Origin of the sequence: Pseudomonas sp. AU12215 (genome assembly GCF_001675465.2) — a bacterium.
GTDB lineage: Bacteria > Pseudomonadota > Gammaproteobacteria > Pseudomonadales > Pseudomonadaceae > Pseudomonas > Pseudomonas nitroreducens.
The window spans coordinates 1-19,724 of the sequence record NZ_MACM02000053.1 but is presented as its reverse complement, the minus strand read 5'-3'; the positions used below and the strand labels follow the sequence as shown (position 1 = coordinate 19,724).

Genomic DNA, 19,724 nt, shown 5'->3' with positions numbered 1-19,724 from the left:
AAGAGGATGATCAGGCCGGAGACGAAGTTGGAGAAGATCGCCTGCAGGCCGAAGCCCAGGCCTACCGACAGGGCGGCCACCAGCCATTGCAGCTTGTCCCAGCTCACCCCGAGGGTGGACAGCGCGCTGACGAAGCCGATGCCGCTGATGGTGTAGGACAGCAGGGTGGTGATGGCGTAGGCGCTGCCCTGGGCCAGGGTCAGGCGTTGCAGTACCAGCACTTCCAGCAGGCCGGGCAGGTTGCGCGCCAGGGCCACGGTGACAGCCGCGATGACCATGGCCATGAGGAAGTCGCTGAGGCTGATCGGCGTGGTGGAGGCCGCGTCGCCTGTGCCGCTGGTGTATTGGTAGAGGGTCACGTTGTCGAGGTACGAGACCACGCTGATCAGGTCGGCCCAGACCCAGTACAGGGTGACCACGAAGCCGATCAGCAGGCCCAGGCGGATCAGGCGCATGGACTGCTCGTTGATCTGCTCGATGCCCAGGGTGGGCTCTTCCACGACGACCTCGCTGCCCTCGATGCCTTCCTTGGGGGCGTTCTGCCGCTTCGCCAGGGCGCGCTGGTAGGCCAGGCGGCGCGCGGCGACGCCCATGCCGCGGACGAAGGTGGCTTCCACCACCATCCAGAACATCAGCAGGAACAAGGTGTCGATCAGCCGGTCGGTCAGCTTCAGCGCGGTGTAGTAGTAGCCGAAGCCCACGGCGAGGAACAATGCCACTGGCAGGGCAGTGAAGCCCAGGCCGACGACCATCTTGATCATCGACGGACGCTCGCTGGACGGGCTGTTGAACAGCAGCTGGGCGAGCAGCCAGGTCATGGCGCCATAGCCGAACAACACCACGGCGATGCCAATCACGTCATCGGCGAGGGACGCCGGTGAGTGCTCGGCGACGGTCACCACCGCGACCAGCGACATCACCACCAGGCCCAGTCGGCGCATCAGCTTGCCGAGGAACTGCACCTGCGACTGGCTCCAGTGGAAGTGTCGCTCGGCGATGCCGCCGGGGCGCAGGATACGGTGTGCGGTGTAGAACACCAGCCAGACCTGCGCCATCTCCAGCAGCGCACTGCCCAGGGTGGCGTTCTGCCCACGGGCGTCGAGCAGCAGGGCGAGGCCGGCGATGGCCAGGGCCAGCGTTCCGGGCAGCGCCAGCAGCACCGCGAGCAGTAGAGCCAGCGGGGTGTGCGCCTGGCTGTCACGCTTGAAGTGGCCGATGTCGTCGTTCAGCGATTCCAGCTTGTCGTAGAGGAACTTGCGCTTCCACAGCAGCCCGGCGACCAGCAGGAGCAGCGGCAGGAACAGGAAAGGCCGGTCGATCAGGCCTTCGAACAGCTCCTGCACACCCGATCCCCAGGGCACTTCGGCGAGCTGGTGGTGTAGCAGAGTCGGGGTCATCTTGAACCACGACAGGTCCAGCGGGCGGTTGCTGGGGATCCAGAACATCTGCTCGTCGAGGGTGGCGCGCAGGCTGTCGCTGGTTTCCTTGAGCTGCTTCTGGTTGAGCTGCAGCGTAATGGCTTCGTTGAGCAGCGCGTTGAGTTCGTGGTTGAGGCGCTCCATCAGCTCCAGGCGGGTATTCACCAGCTCGTTGAGGTCGTGGCGCAGTTGCGGTGTGACGCTTTCCTGGGCCTGCTGGGCAAGCAGGTTGTCGATGTAGAGCTGGGTGTTGTTGATTTCGTCGCGCTTCTGGTTCAACTCGAACTGGTAGAGACGCAGGTCGGCGATTTCGTCGGCGAGGTCCTGGTCGGTCTTGATCACCGGCAGCGATTGTTTCTGCTGGTAGAGGATCTTCGACAGCAGCAGGCTGCCGCGCAGTACGTTGATCTGCTCGTCCAGCGCCTGCTCGCCCTGGGTCAGGTTGTCCAGTTGCTGCTTGGCCTCCAGGTTGCGCCGGGTGAGCGTGTTAAGGCGGTCGGTGGTGCGCAGCAGGTAGTCGGAGAGCTTGAGGTTGGTGGCGCTCTGCTGGCTCAGCAGGCTGTCGGTGCCGGCAGCCTGGTCGGTGTCCTTGGACAGTTTGGCGACAGTCTGTTCGGATTGCTCGCGGCGCTTGTCGCTGATCATCGTCTGCAGTTCGAGGGTCTCGCGCTCCTCGCGGCCAATGCGTTCGGCGAGCAGGTCGCGCTGGCTGGAAGCGAGGTCGAGCAGCAGGTTGTTGCCGGCCAGTTGCTTGCGCAACAGCGGGTTCTGGGCAGTGAGCAGGGCCTGTTCGGCAAGCAGTTCGTTGCGATGCTCTTCGCTGAGCGTCTTGCTACCGTCCTTGCCGGCCTTGAGGATGCCGGCGATCTCCAGCAGGCGTGTCTGGTTCTTGCTCAGATCGGCCTGGGCGCGCTCGGGACGGGTCTGCGCAGTGAGGATGTCGCTCTTGGCGTCCACCAGTTCTTTCTGCCACGCGGCCAGTTGGGTGGACTGCTCGTTGAGGGTCATTTCCAGCTGGGTAGCGTTGAAACCGGCGTAGCGTTGGCTGGCGGGCTTGTCGCTGCTGCCCTTGAGGCGGCTGAGCGCCTTCTGGTTTTCATTGATCAGCTTGGGTGCGTCGGCCAGCTTGCCGTTCAGCTCCTGCAATTGCTGCTCGGCATCGGTCTTGGCGGCGAGCAGCTTGAGCGTGTTTTCCAGGGTGGCCTTGAGCGCTTTGGCGTCCGCCTCGGGCAGCTTGCGGTCGGCCAGACCGTCGAGGCTCTGTTGCACCTTTTCGGCGCTGGGCACGGTGGTATCGGCGGCCTGCGCGGGCAGGCCGGTGAACGCGCCGCACAGGAGGACGGCAGTCAGAAAGGTACGCAGCAGGAATGACATGGTCGCGATCAGCGGCTCGTGCAAAAAGTGGAGTGAGGGTAGTGCTGGCGGGCCGGCACCCGCAAGCGGGCACCGGTAGGCGGTCAGAGGAAGAGCCCGGGACCGGGACGGCCTTCCGGGAATTTGACCCCGACCTTGCGGATCTTGTTCCCGTCCAGGGCGGCAACGGTCCAGGTCAGGCCGTTCCATTCCACCTGGTCGCCGATGATCGCCTGGCCGCCGATTTCCTGGGCGATGAAGCGGCCCAGGTTCTGCTCGCCATCCACGCCTTCGAGCTTTAGGCCGTAAAGCGAGGCCACGGCGGAGAGCTGGGCGTCGCCCTCGAGGACGAAATCGCCGAAGAAGCGCGCGCTCAGGCCGCGGTCCGGCGCCTGACTGAACAGCTTGCCCAGCGGCGAGAGGTCATGCTCGTGGCCGATCACGCAGAGGATGTCGTCGGCTTCGAGGATGGTACTGCCCGAGGGGTGCAGCAACTGGGTGCCACGGAACAGCGCGGCGATTCGGGTGCCTTCGGGCATCTTCAGCTCGCGCAGGGCGGCGCCGATGCACCACTTTTCCTTGCTCAGGTGATAGACGAACAGCTCCCACTCGCTGGTGGGGTGGACTTCCAGGCCGGCGCGGGAGATCGGCGCCGGATCCGGTGGTACCACCACGCGCAACAGCTTGGCGGCCCAGGGCAGGCTGGTGCCCTGCACCAGCAGCGAGACCAGCACGATGAAGAAGGCGACGTTGAAGAACAGCTGGGCGTTGGGCAGCCCGGCCATCAGCGGGAACACCGCGAGGATGATCGGCACCGCGCCACGCAGGCCGACCCAGGCGATGAAGGCCTTCTCGCGGCCATGGAAGGCGCGGAACGGCGCAAGGCCCACCAGCACCGACAGCGGACGGGCAAAGAGGATCATCCACAGCGCCAGGCCGAGAGCGGGCAGGGCGATGGGCCAGAGGTCGTGTGGCGTGACCAGTAGGCCGAGGACCAGGAACATGCCGATCTGCGCCAGCCAGGCCATGCCGTCGAGCATGTGCATGATGCCGTGGCGCGAGCGGATCGGCTGGTTGCCCAGCACCAGGCCACACAGGTAGATGGCCAGGATGCCGCTGCCGTGCACCGCGTTGGCCACGGCGAAGATCAGCAGGCCGCCGCTGATGGCCAGCAGCGGGTACAAGCCGTTGGCCAGGTGGATGCGATTGATCACCTGCAGCAGCAGCCAGCCGCCACCCAGGCCCAGTACCGAGCCGATGCCGAACTCGCGCAGGAAGTGCCAGAGGAAGCTCCAGGACAGGCCGCTCTCGCCGTGGGCAAGCATGTCGATCAGGGTAACGGTGAGGAATACCGCCATGGGGTCGTTGCTGCCCGACTCGATTTCCAGGGTCGCGGTGACCCGCTCGTTCAGGCCCTTGCCGCCCAGCAGCGAGAACACCGCCGCAGCGTCGGTGGAGCCGACGATGGCGCCGATCAGAAGGCCTTCCATCCAGCTCAGCTTGAACAGCCAGGCCGCGGCGATGCCGGTCAGCCCTGCGGTGATCAGCACCCCGGCAGTGGCCAGCGACAGCGCGGGCCAGAGTGCCACACGGAAACTCGACACCCGCGTGCGCAAGCCGCCGTCCAGCAGTATCACCGCCAGCGCCAGGTTGCCCACCAGGTAGGCCATGGGATAGTTCGAGAAACCGATGCCGCCGGGGCCGTCGGTGCCCGCGATCATGCCCACGGCGAGAAAGATGACCAGGATCGGGATGCCCAGGCGCGAGGACAGCGAGCTGACCAGGATGCTCATGCCGATCAGCACGGCAGCGATCAGGAAATAGCTGTTGATGGCCACGGCATCCAATATGTCGACCTCCTGGGGGATAGGGGAGTGGCGACGCTACTCGAGGATCAGGATGCAGGCCGCATGCCAATCGATTCTAACCTGCGGATTTACAAGGCTGTCAAAGGTTTGTTGAGGACCGTTCGACGGTGCTTTCAAGCCAGCCTGCACTGCCTTGCCAGGTGGGCACCAGATTGAGCCCGGAGAGTGCGGTGGGCGCCCATTTCAGTGCCTCTTCCAGAGGCAGTCTGACGGCGTCCAGGCAGGATTGCCTGTCTCGTTGCAGGATGGCGCGGGCATTGGCGACCTCGCCGGCGATGCTGTGCCCGGCATCGGCGCTCAGGGCGCGAATCTGCGTGTGCCATAGGTGGCGCGCCGAGCTGCCGGTGACGCCGCAACTGCCCAGCGGGTCGTAATAGGACGAGCCGAACTGCGCATAGCCGGCATTGACCAGTGCGTTGAAGTAGCGGCTCTGCGAGGTGATGGATTTGCTGTCGCCACCGCGCAGCACGGCAAGCCCGTCGCTCATGGCCTTGTCGATGTCCTTCAGGTAGTCGTCAGCGTGCTCGAAGGCTTCTGTGCTGGGTGCGCTGTAGATCGGCGAGGTGCTTGGCGAAAGGGCGGTGTCTCGCTGTTTGCCGTCGTCGGTCGACCCGGTGTTGAACAGGACGAGCGTGCAGCCCAGTGCTGCAGCGATAGCGAGCAGAGGCAGGAAGTTCTGGTAGTGGCGTTGGAGTGACGGGAGAGTGACGGTCTGCATGGCCATGGTCGAGAGGGATGGAGAATGCGCGGTCGCTATTCAATTGCATCTACCTCAGGCCTTGCTGTCGGTCGGTTCGGTGCTTCTCGTGGGAAGTATCCTCCAATTCTTTAGGCTGTCTTCTGTCAGCTTGTGGGGCGCTTCCGCGGTCGGCGACGCGGCCTTCATCCGGACATAAAAAAGCCCCGGACGTGACCGGGGCATAAGGGACATACGAGACGCTTAGAACCAGGCGTCCTGCATGGTGGAACAGGTGTCGTCGCGGGCTTCGAGCAGCGCCAGGTCATGGTGGCAGGACGGCACTTCCCAGGTCAGGAAGTAGCGCGCGGCCTGCAGCTTGCCGCGGTAGAAGTCGGTGTCCGAAGCATCGCCTCGTGCAAGGCCCTCTTCGGCGCGGATGGCCTGCTCCAGCCAGCGCCAGCCGATCACGGCGTGGCCGAAGACCTTCAGGTACAGCGCGGAGTTGGCCAGGCCCTGGGCTACGCGGCCCTGCATCAGGTCGCCGAGCAGGCTCAGGGTGGTGGCCGACAGGCGCGCCATCAGTTGTTCCAGCGGCTCGCGCAGCTTGTCCAGCGACGGGTGCGCGCTGGCGCGCTCGCAGCACTGGTTGATCAGGCGGGTCAGCTGTTTCAGGCCGGCGCCATTGTTCTGCGCCAGCTTGCGGCCGAGCAGGTCCAGCGACTGGATGCCGTGGGTGCCTTCGTGGATCGGGTTCAGGCGGTTGTCGCGGTAGTACTGCTCCACCGGGTATTCGCGGGTGTAGCCGTGGCCGCCGAGGATCTGGATCGCCAGTTCGTTGGCCTTCAGGCAGAACTCCGAGGGCCAGGACTTGACGATCGGAGTGAGCAGGTCGAGCAGTTCGTGGGCCTGCGTGCGCTCTTCCTCGGTGGGCAGGGTTTCGCAGTCGTCCACCAGGCGCGAGGCGTACAGGCCCAGGTCAAAGGCGCCCTCGACGTAGGACTTCTGGGTCAGCAGCATGCGCTTGACGTCGGTGTGCTGGACGATGGAGACGGGCGCCGAGGTCGGGTCCTTGGCATCCACCGGGCGGCCTTGCGGGCGCTCGCGGGCGTATTCCAGGGAGTACAGGTAGCCGGCGTAGCCGAGCATGATCGCGCCCATGCCGACGCCGATGCGCGCCTCGTTCATCATCTGGAACATGTAGGCCAGGCCATGGTGTGGCTTGCCCACCAGGTAGCCGACGCACTCGCCCTTGTCGCCGAAGTTCAGCGCGGTGGAGGTGGTGCCGCGCCAGCCCATCTTGTGGAACAGGCCGGCCAGAGTCACGTCGTTGCGTGCGCCGAGGGAACCGTCGTCGTTGACCAGGAACTTCGGCACGATGAACAGGCTGATGCCTTTCACGCCGGGCGGGGCGTCCGGCAGCTTGGCCAGGACCATGTGCACGATGTTCTCCGACAGCGGGTGGTCGCCGCCGGAAATGAAGATCTTGTTGCCCTTGATCCGGTAGCTGCCGTCGGCGGCCGGTTCGGCGCGGGTGCGGATATCCGCCAGCGACGAGCCGGCGTGGGGCTCGGTCAGCGCCATGGTGCCGAAGAAGCGCGCGTCGATCATCGGCTGCAGGAACCGGCGTTTCTGTTCTTCGCTGCCGAAGGTCTCGATCAGGTGGCTGGCGCCCATGCTCAGCATCGGATAGGACGAGGTGGCGATGTTGGCCGACTGGAAGTGCGCGAAGCAGGCGCGCGACAGCAGATGCGGCAACTGCATGCCGCCCTGTTCGAAGCTGCGCGAGGCGTTCTGGAAACCGGCTTCGTTGAACGCATCCACTGCCGGCTTCACTTCCGGAATCAGCACCGCGCCGCCGTCGACGTACTGCGGTTCGTTCTCGTCGTTCTTGCGGTTGTGCGGGGCGAACAGCTCTTCGGCGATGCCGCGCGCGGTGGACAGGGCCGCATCGAAGGTCTCGCGGTTGTGGTCGGCGAAGCGTTCGCGCTGGGTCAGGGCCTCGGCGTCGAGCACTTCGTAGAGTTCGAAAGCGAGGTTGCGGGAGCTGAGCAGGGTCTCGGACATGGATCGACCTCCGTGGGAATTGGCGCAGTCTAGTCTGGTGAATGAAGCGCGCACAGAATCATCCATGAGCGTGATAAAGGGCTAAAACACTCGGCTCCCGGCAGGCCCCCGGCGACGGCGGACTCGCACCGCACCCGCCGCAGGACCTAAACTGCGCGCCTTGAGGAGTCCGCTATCCATGAACTACCGCCATGCCTACCACGCCGGCAACCACGCCGACGTGCTGAAACACATCGTCCTTGCCCGCATCTTCGCGCTGATGGCGCGCAAGGACACGCCCTTCGCCTATCTCGACAGCCATTCCGGCATCGGCCTGTACGACCTGCTGGGTAATGAAGCCAGCCGTACCGGCGAATGGGAGTCGGGCATCGGTCGCCTGTGGGAGCGCGATGACGTGCCGGAGCTGCTGCAGGACTACCTGGAGGTAGTCCGCGCGCTGAATCCCGATGGCGGGCTGGAGTTCTACCCCGGTTCGCCTGAGCTGGCGCGGCGCCTGACCCGCCCGCAGGATCGGGTGATGCTCAACGAGCTGCACCCGGAAGACGGCCGCCTGCTCAAGGTCAACATGGCTGGCGAGCGCCGCATCTCGGTGCATCAGGGCGATGGCTGGTTGCTGCCGCGGGCTTTCCTGCCGGTTTCCGAGAAGCGCGGGGTGCTGTTGATCGACCCGCCCTTCGAGCAGCCCGATGACCTGGAGCGCTGCGTAACCGCACTGGACGAAGCCATCGGCCGCATGCGCCAGACCGTGGTTGCCATCTGGTACCCGATCAAGGATCGCCGCCAGCTCAAGCGTTTCTACCAGCGCCTGGAAAAGAGCTCGGCGCCGAAGATGCTCCGCGTGGAGCTGTGCGTACATCCGGCCGACACGGCCGACCGCCTGAATGGCTCCGGACTGGTCATTGCCAATCCACCGTGGCCGCTGGACGAGGAACTGCGCGGGCTGTTGCCCTGGCTGGCCCAGACGCTGGCGCAGAGTGAAGGCAGCAGCCAGGTGGACTGGCTGATCGCGGAATGAAAAAAGCCCTGGCAGTGCCGGGGCTTTTTCGTGATACGGGCTCGATCCTGATGATCTGGCGCAGGCGCCGTGCTGATCGAGGACGGAGCCCAGTCCTGCAGATATGGCTTACGCCGGCAGGCAGACGCCCGTGCCGCCCAGGCCACAGTAGCCGTTGGGGTTCTTCGCCAGGTACTGCTGGTGGTAGGCCTCGGCATAGTAGAACGGCGGCACCTCGCGGATTTCCGTAGTGATCTCGCCGTAGCCCTTGGCGCTCAGCTCCTTCTGGAAAGCCGCGCGGCTGGCGTCGATGGCAGCCTTCTGCGCCTGGTCGAACCAGTAGATCACCGAGCGGTACTGGGTGCCGGTGTCGTTGCCCTGGCGCATGCCCTGGGTCGGGTCGTGGGATTCCCAGAACACCTTGAGCAGCGCCTCGATGCTGGTTTCGCGCGGGTCGTACGCCACCAGCACCACTTCGCTGTGGCCGGTCAGGCCGGAACAGACTTCGTCGTAGGTCGGGTTCGGCGTGAAGCCGCCGGCATAACCCACCGCGGTTACCCAGACGCCCGGCTGCTGCCAGAAGCGCCGCTCGGCGCCCCAGAAGCAGCCCAGGCCGACAACGATCTGCTGCACGCCGGCGGGGAAGGGTGCAGTCAGCGGGTGGCCATTGACGTAATGCGCTTCGGGCACCGGCATCGGGCTCTCGCGTCCCGGCAGGGCCTGGGCGGAGCTGGGCAGTTCCAGTTTGTGGGCAAGTATCTGCGAGCGCAGGGTCATGGCATTCGTCTCCTGTCGAATAGGGGCGGCAATAGACTCGGGTACTCGCCGAAGATTACAGCGTTTGTTTTGCTTTGCGGGAGGTTTGAGACAGCTCGTGCGAATGGCTGCGGGCACGCCGCGCCAGAGTCGTTCAATGCGGGCGGCAGGGGTAGCGCTGCAGGCTGGAGGAGAGGTCGTGGCTGGGGATGGGCTTGTCGAACAGGTAGCCCTGGCCGATGTCGCAGCGGTTGCGCCGCAGGAAGGCCAGCTGGGCGGCGGTCTCCACGCCTTCGGCAACCACCTGCAGCTTGAGGTTGTGCGCCATGGCGATCACCGCCGAGGTGATCTCCATGTCGTCCTGGTTGTCCGGGATGTCCTTGATGAAGCTGCGATCGATCTTGATCACGTCGATGGGGAATTTCTTCAGGTAGCTCAGCGACGAGTAACCGGTGCCGAAGTCGTCCATGGCCAGGGTCAGGCCGAGGTTCTTCAGGCGTTCCAGCTGCTGGCGGGTGTCGTCGGTGGCGTCAAGCAGCAGGCTTTCGGTCAACTCCAGTTCCAACTGCGAGGCCGGGATGCTTTCCTCGTGGAGGATCGCGGCGATGGAGCCGACCAGGTCCGGGTCGCTGAACTGCTTGGGCGACAGGTTGATCGCCATGTGCAGCTCGCCCAGGCCTTTGGCGGCCAGTTCCCGCACCTGGCGGCAGGCCTGGCGGATCACCCACTTGCCGATGGGGATGATCAGGCCGGTTTCCTCGGCCACGCTGATGAATTGGTCCGGGCGGATCATGCCCTTCTCCGGGTGCTGCCAGCGCAGCAACGCTTCCAGGCCCAGCAGCGCACCGCTGCGCAGGCACAGCTTGGGCTGGTAGTGCACGGCCAGTTCGTCCTGCACCAGCGCGCGGCGCAGGTTGCTCTCGACGAACAGCTTGTAGCTGGCCTCGGCGGTCATCGCCTCGGTGAAGGTCTGCACCTGATGCTTGCCATTGGCCTTGGCCTTGTGCAGCGCAAGACCCGCGTGCTTCATCAGCGTCTGCGGATCCTGACCGTGTTGCGGCGCGTAGGCGATGCCCACGGAGCCGGTGATGCTGATCAGCTGGTTGTCGACGAACAGCGGCTTATCGAGCACAGAGAGAATCTGCGCTGCAATCTTCTCTCCACGGCCGGCCACGGACTCTTCCAGCAGTACGGCGAATTCGTTGCTGGCGAAGCGCGCCAGGGTGGCGCTGTCACTCAGGCTGCTGCGCAGGCGGCGGGCGAGGTTGGCCAGCAGTTTGTCGCCGGTCTGGTGGCCGAGGCTGTCGTTGATCCGCTTGAAATTGTCGATGTCCACCAGCAGCAGGCTCAGCGAGTGCTCGCTGCCCACCTGCAGGCGTTCTTCCAGGGCATTGATGAAGAAGTGCCGGTTGGCCAGGCCCGTGAGATTGTCGCGGTAGGCGAGCTTCTCGATGTGCTGCTGGGCCAGCTTGCTCTGGGTGATGTCTTCGTAGATGCCGATGTAGTGGGTCAGCTCGCCCTTGTCGTCGTAGACCTTGGACAGCGACAACTGGCCCCAGTAGGGCTCCAGATTCTTGCGCCGGCTGCGGAACTCGCCCTGCCAGCTGTTCTGCGTGACCAGGGTGGAGCGCGCATCGAACAGCAGTTCGCTGAGATTCGCCAGTGCCGGTAGCTCCGGCAGGCGGCGGCCGCGCACTTCGTCGGCGCCGTACTGGGTGATGGCGGTGAAGCTCGGGTTGACGTACTCCACCAGGCCCTCGCGGTCGATCAGCAGGAAGGCGCTGGCGCTCTGTTCGACGGCGCGCTGGAACAGGTGCAGGGCGCTGGAGACGTTGCGCCGCTCGTGGTTCATCAGCACCTGGGCATACTGGTCGGCCAGCTCCCCGGCGAAGGCTATCTCGTCGCTCTGCCACATGCGCACTTCGCCGACATGCTCCAGGCAGAGCACGCCGACCACTTCGCCACCGACGCGGATGGTGGCGTCGAGCATGGCGCTGATGCCCTGCGGGCGCAGGTAGCGCATGGCCAGCTCCTGGGTGCGCGGGTCCTGCTGGGCATTATGGGCGTCGATGGCGCGGCCGCTATGCACCGCGTCAAGGTAATTGGGGAAGTGGCTGGCGTCGATATCCTGCGGCTTTTCGTACTGGTCGGTATCACGGCGGTAGATGGTCACCGCTTCCAGGCGATGGTCCGGGTGCAGGCGCCAGATGCCGGCGCGGGCGACATCGTAGGCCTCGCAGGCGGCCTGGGCGATCAGTTGCGCGGCTTCCAGCAGCGGGTCGCTGGACAGGTAGCGGTGCCGCGCCAGACGCACGATGAGGTTCTGCTGGGTACGCGAGCGCACCAGGTGCTGCAGGTGTTCGTCCTGGGAGCGCTGGTACATCTCCAGGGACATCTTCAGGCGGATGTTCTGAGCCTCGAGGTCCAGCAGGCGCGGGTCCAGCTCGGTTTCGTGCTCGTCCGCCTCGGTCTGTAGCAGGTAGCCGTGGAGCAGTTGGCGGCCGTGCTGCTGGAAGGCTTCGCCGACCTCCAGCACGTTCAGCGTGCCGCGTGGCGAATGGAGCAGGTAGCGCACCCGGTAACGGCCGTCCCTGAGCAGTTGCTGCTGCACCTGCTCATGCAGGCGATGGCGCGCTTCGGGCTCCATCAGGCTGGCGTAGGGGGCGTCGAGGATGCCGCAGAGGTCCTGGGCCGGGACGCCGATCTGGCGTTCGCAGCCGGGGTCGAGGAACAGCAGGGTCCAGCTGGGCTCGTTCAGGCGCTCGAAGCGCAGCATCCCGAGCCTCGACGGGACGGGAAGCTGCGTGACAACCTCGGCCGCCTGACGGCTGGCGGCATCGGGATGACTCTTCATGCGCGGGAGATTTCCAGGGTGCTGGATGGGGTACTTCGCCCCACCCGACTTCTATGGGCGTTGGCAAGATTTGCATGAGGCACGGGGCCATGACAAGCCAAGACTGTATCGGCCGTCACAGTGGGAAGTTGAGTCAGCGGCGGGCGCTGGGCCTGACCGCCGGTCCGGCAAAAAGAAGCCCCGCCATCCGGCAGGGCTGGAGAGAACGAGCGTGGCGTGCTCGTCGAGAGGAAGGGCCGGGCGAACCGGCCCCTTGCAACACTTACAGCAGCCGCACTTACAGGAGCAGGGTGCGGATATCGCCCAGCAGGTCGGACAGGCGCTTGGTGTAGCGCGCGGCAGCCGCCCCGTTGATCACGCGGTGATCGTAGGACAGCGACAGCGGCAGCATCAGGCGCGGCTGGAAGGCCTTGCCATCCCACACCGGCTGGATCGTCGCTTTGCTGACCCCCAGGATCGCCACTTCCGGCGCGTTGACGATCGGCGTGAAGCCGGTGCCGCCAATGTGGCCGAGGCTGGAGATAGTGAAGCAGGCGCCCTGCATGGCATCGGCGGAGAGCTTCTTGGTGCGCGCTTTCTCGGCCAGTTCGGCGGCTTCGGCGGCGAGTTGCAGGAGGCTCTTCTGGTCGACGTTCTTGATCACCGGGACCAGCAGACCGTCCGGCGTGTCCACGGCGAAGCCGATGTGCACGTACTTCTTGCGGATCAGCGCCTTGCCGCTGGGGGCCAGCGAGCTGTTGAAGTCCGGCATTTCCTTGAGCAGGTGGGCACAGGCCTTGAGCAGGATCGGCAGCACGGTCAGCTTGACGCCGGCTTTTTCCGCCACGGCCTTCTGGGCCACGCGGAAGGCTTCCATCTCGGTGATGTCGGCCGAGTCGAACTGGGTCACGTGCGGCACGTTCAGCCAGCTGCGGTGCAGGTTGGCGGCGCCGACCTGCATCAGGCGGGTCATCGCCACTTCTTCCACTTCGCCGAACTTGCTGAAGTCGACTTCCGGGATCGGCGGGATGCCTGCGCCACCGGTAGCGCCGGCCGGAGCCGACTTGGCGCGCTGCAGTTGTTCCTTGACGAACAGCTGCACGTCTTCCTTGAGGATGCGGCCTTTCGGGCCGGTGCCTTTGACTTCGCTCAGCTCGACGCCGAACTCGCGGGCGACCATGCGCACCGCGGGGCCGGCGTGGACCTTGGCGCCGTCACGGCTGGGCGCGCCCACCGGAGCGGCTTCCGCAGCCTTGGCCGGCGCGGCAGCCGGTGTCTGGGTGGCGGCCGGAGCGGCAGCGGCGGGAGCCGGAGCAGCCGCCGGGGCAGCAGCGCCCGCGACCTTCAGCTTGAGGATCAGGTCGCCGGTGCCGACTTCGTCACCGACCTTGATCGACACGCTTTCCACCACGCCGGCAGCCGGCGAGGGGATTTCCATGCTGGCCTTGTCCGACTCCAGGGTGATCAGCGACTGGTCGGCTTCGACCGTGTCGCCGGCTTTCACCATGACTTCGATGACGTTGGCCTTGCCGGCCGAGCCGATGTCCGGGACGTGGATGTCCTGGACGCTGGCGCCAGCGGCAGGTGCGGCAGCCGGCGCCGGGGCAGCGGCCGGAGCCTCTGCCTTCGGAGCCTCGGCGGCCGGAGCCGGCGCTTCCGCCTTGGGCGCTTCGGCGGCAGCCGAACCCCCCTCGACTTCCAGCTCGAGGATCTCGTCGCCTTCCTTCAGGGTGTCGCCCACCTTGACCTTCAGGCTCTTCACCACGCCGGCTTTCGGCGAGGGGATTTCCATGCTGGCCTTGTCGGATTCTAGGGTCAGCAGGCTCTGGTCGGCCTCGACGGTGTCGCCGACCTTGACCAGCAGTTCGATCACTTCACCCTGACCATTGCCGATGTCGGGTACACGAATCAGTTCGCTCATCGTGCCTCTCCTCAGCAGTCCAGCGGGTTGCGTTTTTCGGGGTTGATGCCGAACTTGGCGATGGCTTCGGCCACGACCTTGGGTTCGATATCACCGCGATCGGCCAGGGCTTCCAGTGCGGCCAGCACGACCCAGTGGCGGTCGACTTCGAAGAAGTCGCGCAGCTTGCGGCGGCTGTCGCTGCGGCCGAAGCCATCGGTGCCCAGGACCTTGAATTCCTTGCTCGGCACCCACTGGCGGATCTGTTCGGCGTAAAGCTTCATATAGTCGGTGGAGGCGATGACCGGACCCTTGCGGCCGGACAGGCACTCTTCGACGTAGCTCTGTTTGGGCTTCTGGCCCGGGTGCAGGCGGTTCCAGCGCTCCACGGCCAGGCCGTCGCGGCGCAGTTCGTTGAAGCTCGGAACGGACCAGACGTCGGCGCCGATGCCGAAGTCTTCGCGCAGGATCTTCGCGGCGGCTTCGACTTCGCGCAGGATGGTGCCCGAACCCAGCAGCTGCACGTGATGCGCGGCGTCCTTCTTGTCCTCATCGAGCAGGTACATGCCCTTGATGATGCCTTCCTCGGCGCCCTTGGGCATGGCCGGCTGGACGTAGTTCTCGTTCATCACGGTGATGTAATAGAAGATGTCCTGCTGCTCTTCGATCATCTGCCGCGAGCCTTCGCGGATGATCACCGCCAGCTCGTACGCGTAGGTCGGATCGTAGGTGCGGCAGTTCGGGATGGTTGCCGCCAGCAGGTGGCTGTGACCGTCTTCGTGCTGCAGGCCTTCACCGTTCAGGGTGGTACGGCCGGCGGTGCCGCCGATCAGGAAGCCGTGCGCGCGGCTGTCGCCAGCGGCCCAGGCCAGGTCGCCGATACGCTGGAAGCCGAACATCGAGTAGAAGATGTAGAACGGCAGCATCGGCTGGTTGTGCGTGGAGTACGAGGTACCCGCAGCGATCCAGCTGGACATGGCGCCGGCTTCGTTGATGCCTTCCTCGAGGATCTGACCTTTCTTGTCCTCGCGGTAGAACATCACCTGGTCTTTATCCACCGGCTCGTACAGCTGGCCGACGGAGGAGTAGATGCCCAACTGGCGGAACATGCCTTCCATACCGAAGGTACGGGCTTCGTCCGGCACGATCGGGACGATGCGCGGGCCGAGTTCCTTGTCCTTGACCAGCTGCGAGATGATCCGCACGAAAGCCATGGTGGTGGAGATTTCGCGGTCGCCCGAGCCGTCGAGCATGGCCTTGAGGGTTTCCAGCGGGGGAACCGGGACCTGGAAGCTCTTCTCGCGGCGAACCGGCATCACGCCGCCCAGCGCGGCACGGCGGGAAGCCAGGTACTTGGCTTCGGCGCTGCCTTCCTCGGGGCGGTAGAACGGCAGGTTTTCCAGATCGTCATCCTTGATCGGGATGTCGAACTTGTCGCGGAACGACTTCAGCGACTCGACGTCGACCTTCTTGACGTTGTGCGCGATGTTCTTCGCTTCGCCCGAGCCGGTACCGTAGCCCTTGATGGTCTTGGCCAGGATGACGGTGGGCTGGCCCTTGTGGTTGACCGCCTGGTGGTAGGCCGCATAGACCTTGTAGGGATCGTGGCCGCCACGGTTGAGTTTCCAGATCTCTTCGTCGGAGAGGTCCTTGACCATCTCCAGCAGCTCCGGACGGGCACCGAAGAAGTGCTCACGCACGTAGGCGCCGTCTTTGGCCTTGTAGTTCTGGTACTCGCCGTCGATGACCTCGTCCATGCGCTGCTGCAGCAGGCCGGCGGTGTCCTTGGCGAACAGCGGGTCCCAGAAGCGACCCCAGACCACCTTGTTGACGTTCCACTCGGCGCCACGGAACACGCCTTCGAGTTCCTGGATGATCTTGCCGTTGCCGCGAACCGGGCCGTCGAGGCGCTGCAGGTTGCAGTTGATGACGAAGATCAGGTTGTCCAGCTTCTCGCGGCCGGCCAGGGAGATCGCGCCCAGGGATTCGGGCTCGTCGCACTCGCCGTCGCCCATGAAGCACCAGACCTTCTGCTTCCCGGCGGGGATGAAGCCGCGGCTTTCCAGGTACTTCATGAAGCGCGCCTGGTAGATCGCCTGGATCGGGCCCAGGCCCATGGAAACGGTCGGGAACTGCCAGAAGTCCGGCATCAGCCAGGGGTGCGGGTAGGAGGACAGGCCGTTGCCGTCCACTTCCTGGCGGAAGTTGTTCAGCTGGTCTTCGCTGATGCGGCCTTCGAGGAAGGCGCGGGCGTAGACGCCGGGGGAGGCGTGGCCCTGGAAGAACACCAGGTCGCCGCCGTGCTCGTCGGTCGGGGCCTGGAAGAAGTAGTTGAAGCCCACGTCATAGAGGGTCGCCGAGGAGGCGAAGGAGGAGATGTGGCCACCCAGATCCGGGGCGTTCTTGTTGGCCTTCATCACCATCGCCAGGGCGTTCCAGCGCACCAGGGAGCGGATGCGGCGCTCCATGAATAGGTCGCCGGGCATGCGCGCTTCGTGGGTCACCGGGATGCTGTTGCGGTACGGCGTGGTGATGGCGTAGGGCAGTTGGGTGCCGGACCGGCTGGCCAGCTCGCCCATGCGGGTCATCAGGTAATGGGCGCGGTCTTCACCTTCACGGTCCAGGACCGATTCCAGGGCGTCCAGCCATTCCTGGGTTTCGACGGGATCGAGGTCTTGCATGGCTTGCTCCAGGGCGGAAAGGCTTCCAGAATCGGAAGCCAGTAGATCGTTGCCGATAGCTGCGCCAACCTCGTGGGCGACGCGGCGAATTCTTGGAAGTGCTCCGGGGGTACGCCCGGCGGGTTGTAGTTTTACTACAAATCGCCAGCGGATACATCCCTCCGCCAGAAAAAGTTAGTAGTAAAACTACAGGGGCGCGAAAAGACAGGAATGCCGGCGCCTCGCCGACCACTCAGGATAGACCATGAGCCTGCCGTCCCTGGCCGCTTTGCCGGCCACCCTCAAGCCCCTCGCCGAGCGGGCTGAGCAGAATTTCCGCACTGCCATCGCCGCGTTTTCCCCCGAGCAGATCGCCAGCTTCGACAGCTGGTCCGACGAGCGGCACGCCGACTTCTTCCGCGTCACTGCCGGCAGCGATTTCGTTGCCGAGCAGGTCCAGCGCGATCCTGCCTTTCTATTGGAACTGGCCGCGACCGGTGAGCTGGAGCGCGTCCTGCAGCCCGGCGAAATGGGCGCACAACTGGAAGCGCTGCTGGCCGATTGCGCCGACGAGGACGAACTGGGTCGCCGCCTGCGTCGCTTCCGTCGGCGCCAGCAGGTGCGCATCATCTGGCGCGACCTGAGCCGCCGCAGCGACCTGGCGGGTACCTGCCGCGACCTGTCGGACCTCGCCGACGCCTGCATCGACCAGTCCCTGGCCTGGCTCTACCAGCGCCACTGCCAGCAGTTCGGCGTGCCCATCGGCAACCGCTCGGGCCTGCCGCAGAAGATGATCGTGCTGGGCATGGGCAAGCTGGGCGCGGGTGAGTTGAACCTGTCTTCGGACATCGACCTGATCTTCGGCTACCCCGAGGGTGGCGAAACCCAGGGCGCCAAGCGGGCGCTGGACAATCAGGAGTTCTTCACCCGTTTAGGGCAGAAGCTGATCAAGTCGCTGGACGCCATCACCGTCGAGGGCTTCGCCTTCCGCGTCGACATGCGCCTGCGCCCTTACGGTTCCAGTGGCCCGCTGGTACACAGCTTCGCCGCGCTGGAGCAGTACTACCAGGACCAGGGCCGCGACTGGGAACGCTACGCGATGATCAAGGCCCGCGTGGTCGGTGGCGACCAGGAGGCTGGTCAGCGCCTGCTGGAGCTGCTGCGCCCCTTCGTTTACCGCCGCTACCTGGACTTTTCCGCCATCGAGGCGCTGCGCACCATGAAGCAGCTGATCCAGCAGGAAGTCCGGCGCAAGGGCATGAGCGAGAACATCAAGCTGGGCGCTGGCGGCATCCGCGAGGTGGAGTTCATCGCCCAGGCCTTCCAGTTGATCCACGGCGGCCGTGACCTGAGCCTGCAGCAGCGGCCGCTGCTGCGCGTGCTGGCGATCCTCGAGGGGCAGGGCTACCTGCCGCCGCAGGTGGTCGCCGAGTTGCGCGAGGGGTACGAATTCCTGCGTTACGCCGAGCACGCCCTGCAGGCCATTGCCGATCGGCAGACGCAGATGCTGCCGGAGGACGAACTCGAGCGAATCCGCGTCGCCTTCATCATGGGCTTCGCCAACTGGTCGGCGTTCCACCAGACCACCAACCAGTGGCGCGATCGCATCGACTGGCATTTCCGCCAGGTCATCGCCGATCCGGACGAGGACGAAGACGGCCAGGTCGACACCACCATCGGCGGCGAATGGATTCCGCTCTGGGAAGAGGCGGTGGACGAGGAGTCCGCCTGCCGACAGTTCGCCGACGCCGGCTTCGCCGAACCCGCGCAGGCCTGGAAACGCTTGACCGACCTGCGCCATGGCACGCAGGTGCGTGCCATGCAACGTCTTGGGCGCGAGCGGTTGGATGCCTTCATGCCGCGGCTGCTGAACATGATTGCCGAGCGCGGCCCGGCCGATGTGTTGCTCGAACGCGTCCTGCCGCTGATCGAGGCGGTGGCGCGGCGCTCGGCCTATCTCGTGTTGCTGACAGAAAACCCCGGTGCGTTGGAGCGCCTGCTGACGCTCTGTGCGGCCAGCCCGATGGTGGCCGAGCAGATCGCCCGCTTCCCGATCCTGCTCGACGAGCTATTGAACGAAGGGCGCCTGTTCCGCCCGCCGCAGGCTGCCGAACTGGGCGCCGAGCTGCGCGAGCGGCTGATGCGTATTCCGGAGGATGATCTCGAGCAGCAGATGGAGACCCTGCGTCACTTCAAGCTGGCCCATGCCTTGCGCGTGGTGGCCTCGGAGATCGCCGGGACTCTGCCTTTAATGAAGGTCAGCGACTACCTGACCTGGCTGGCCGAAGCAATCCTCGAACAGGTGCTGAGCCTGACCTGGGACCAGCTGGTGCAGCGCCACGGCCGGCCGACCCGCGTCGACGGGACGCCCTGCGATCCGGACTTCATCATCATCGGCTACGGCAAGTCCGGCGGCCTGGAACTGGGCCACGGCTCCGACCTGGACCTGGTGTTCATCCACGATGGCGACCCGCAGAGCGAGACCGACGGTGCCAAGCCCATCGATGGGGCGCAGTTCTATACGCGCCTGGGGCAGAAGATCATTCACTTCCTCACCGCGCAGACGCCCTCGGGCATGCTCTACGAAGTGGACATGCGCCTGCGCCCCAGCGGTGCCTCCGGCCTGCTGGTCAGTTCGCTGCGCGCCTTCGAGGCCTACCAGTTGGGCGAGGCCTGGACCTGGGAGCACCAGGCGCTGGTGCGCGCCCGCGTGCTCGCCGGCTGCCAGCGGGTGGCCAGGGCCTTCGAGGCGATCCGCGCGAAAGTGCTGGGCCAGCAACGCGATCTGCCGGAGTTGCGCAAGGAGGTCAGCGAGATGCGCGCGAAGATGCGCGACAACCTCGGCACCCCCAGCACTGTCGCCGGCACCGCGCCGAATGCCTTCGAGGCCGCGGCCCCGTTCGATCTCAAGCAGGATGCCGGTGGTATCGTCGATATCGAATTTATGGTGCAATACGCGGCCCTGGCCTGGTCGTGGCAGCACCCGGAGCTGGTGGAGTTCACCGACAATATCCGCATCCTGGAAGCGCTGGAGCGGGTCGGGTTGATGTCCGGCGAGGATGTCCTGACGTTGCAGGACGCCTACAAGGCTTACCGGGCGGCGGCGCACCGATTGTCCCTGCAGAAGCAGCCGGGCGTGGTAAGCGGCGACCACTTCCATGCGGAGCGGCGCATGGTGATGCAGATGTGGAAAGCCTTC

10 protein-coding genes are annotated in these 19,724 nt (G+C 65.4%); 2 read left to right on the top strand and 8 right to left on the bottom strand.

The features are described 5' to 3' along the window. The 4 genes from mscK to A9513_RS12955 form a co-directional block, all read right to left on the bottom strand. The coding region (gene mscK, locus A9513_RS12975; protein WP_083196106.1) for a mechanosensitive channel MscK at window positions 1–2,792 on the bottom strand (2,792 nt) is incomplete at its 3' end. A gap of 83 nt (window positions 2,793–2,875) precedes the next feature. Continuing rightward, complete coding sequence (locus A9513_RS12970; RefSeq protein WP_024764128.1) at window positions 2,876–4,618, bottom strand: potassium/proton antiporter; 1,743 nt, start codon at window positions 4,616–4,618, stop codon at window positions 2,876–2,878. A gap of 100 nt (window positions 4,619–4,718) precedes the next feature. After that, complete coding sequence (locus tag A9513_RS12965) at window positions 4,719–5,357, bottom strand: hypothetical protein (RefSeq protein ID WP_065327411.1); 639 nt, start codon at window positions 5,355–5,357, stop codon at window positions 4,719–4,721. Between the two features lie 222 nt (window positions 5,358–5,579). After that, entirely contained in the window at window positions 5,580–7,382 is a 1,803-nt protein-coding gene (locus A9513_RS12955; protein WP_065084961.1) for an acyl-CoA dehydrogenase, read from the bottom strand. A 178-nt stretch (window positions 7,383–7,560) separates the two neighbouring features. Between A9513_RS12955 and A9513_RS12950 the strand changes: the two genes are divergently transcribed. Continuing rightward, on the top strand, window positions 7,561–8,397 hold the full coding sequence (locus A9513_RS12950) for a 23S rRNA (adenine(2030)-N(6))-methyltransferase RlmJ (RefSeq protein WP_065084960.1): 837 nt from the start codon (window positions 7,561–7,563) through the stop codon (window positions 8,395–8,397). A gap of 108 nt (window positions 8,398–8,505) precedes the next feature. Here A9513_RS12950 and msrA read toward each other — a convergent pair whose 3' ends face one another. The 4 genes from msrA to aceE all read right to left on the bottom strand — a co-directional run bounded on the left by msrA (window position 8,506) and on the right by aceE (window position 16,546). Then, a complete protein-coding gene (msrA, locus tag A9513_RS12945; protein ID WP_024764124.1) occupies window positions 8,506–9,153 on the bottom strand; it encodes a peptide-methionine (S)-S-oxide reductase MsrA in 648 nt (215 codons plus the stop codon). Window positions 9,154–9,286: 133 nt separating this feature from the next. After that, on the bottom strand, window positions 9,287–11,986 hold the full coding sequence (locus A9513_RS12940; protein WP_024764123.1) for a bifunctional diguanylate cyclase/phosphodiesterase: 2,700 nt from the start codon (window positions 11,984–11,986) through the stop codon (window positions 9,287–9,289). 277 nt (window positions 11,987–12,263) lie between these two features. After that, window positions 12,264–13,886: a dihydrolipoyllysine-residue acetyltransferase gene (aceF, locus tag A9513_RS12935; protein WP_065084959.1), complete on the bottom strand. Its 1,623-nt coding sequence runs from the start codon at window positions 13,884–13,886 to the stop codon at window positions 12,264–12,266. Window positions 13,887–13,897: 11 nt separating this feature from the next. After that, window positions 13,898–16,546 (bottom strand): pyruvate dehydrogenase (acetyl-transferring), homodimeric type, encoded by a 2,649-nt coding sequence (gene aceE, locus A9513_RS12930; protein ID WP_065084958.1) that lies wholly within the window; start codon window positions 16,544–16,546, stop codon window positions 13,898–13,900. Window positions 16,547–16,790: 244 nt separating this feature from the next. On the opposite strand from aceE, the gene glnE reads away from it, so the two are divergent. After that, the coding region (gene glnE, locus A9513_RS12925) for a bifunctional [glutamate--ammonia ligase]-adenylyl-L-tyrosine phosphorylase/[glutamate--ammonia-ligase] adenylyltransferase (RefSeq protein ID WP_065084957.1) at window positions 16,791–19,724 on the top strand (2,934 nt) is incomplete at its 3' end.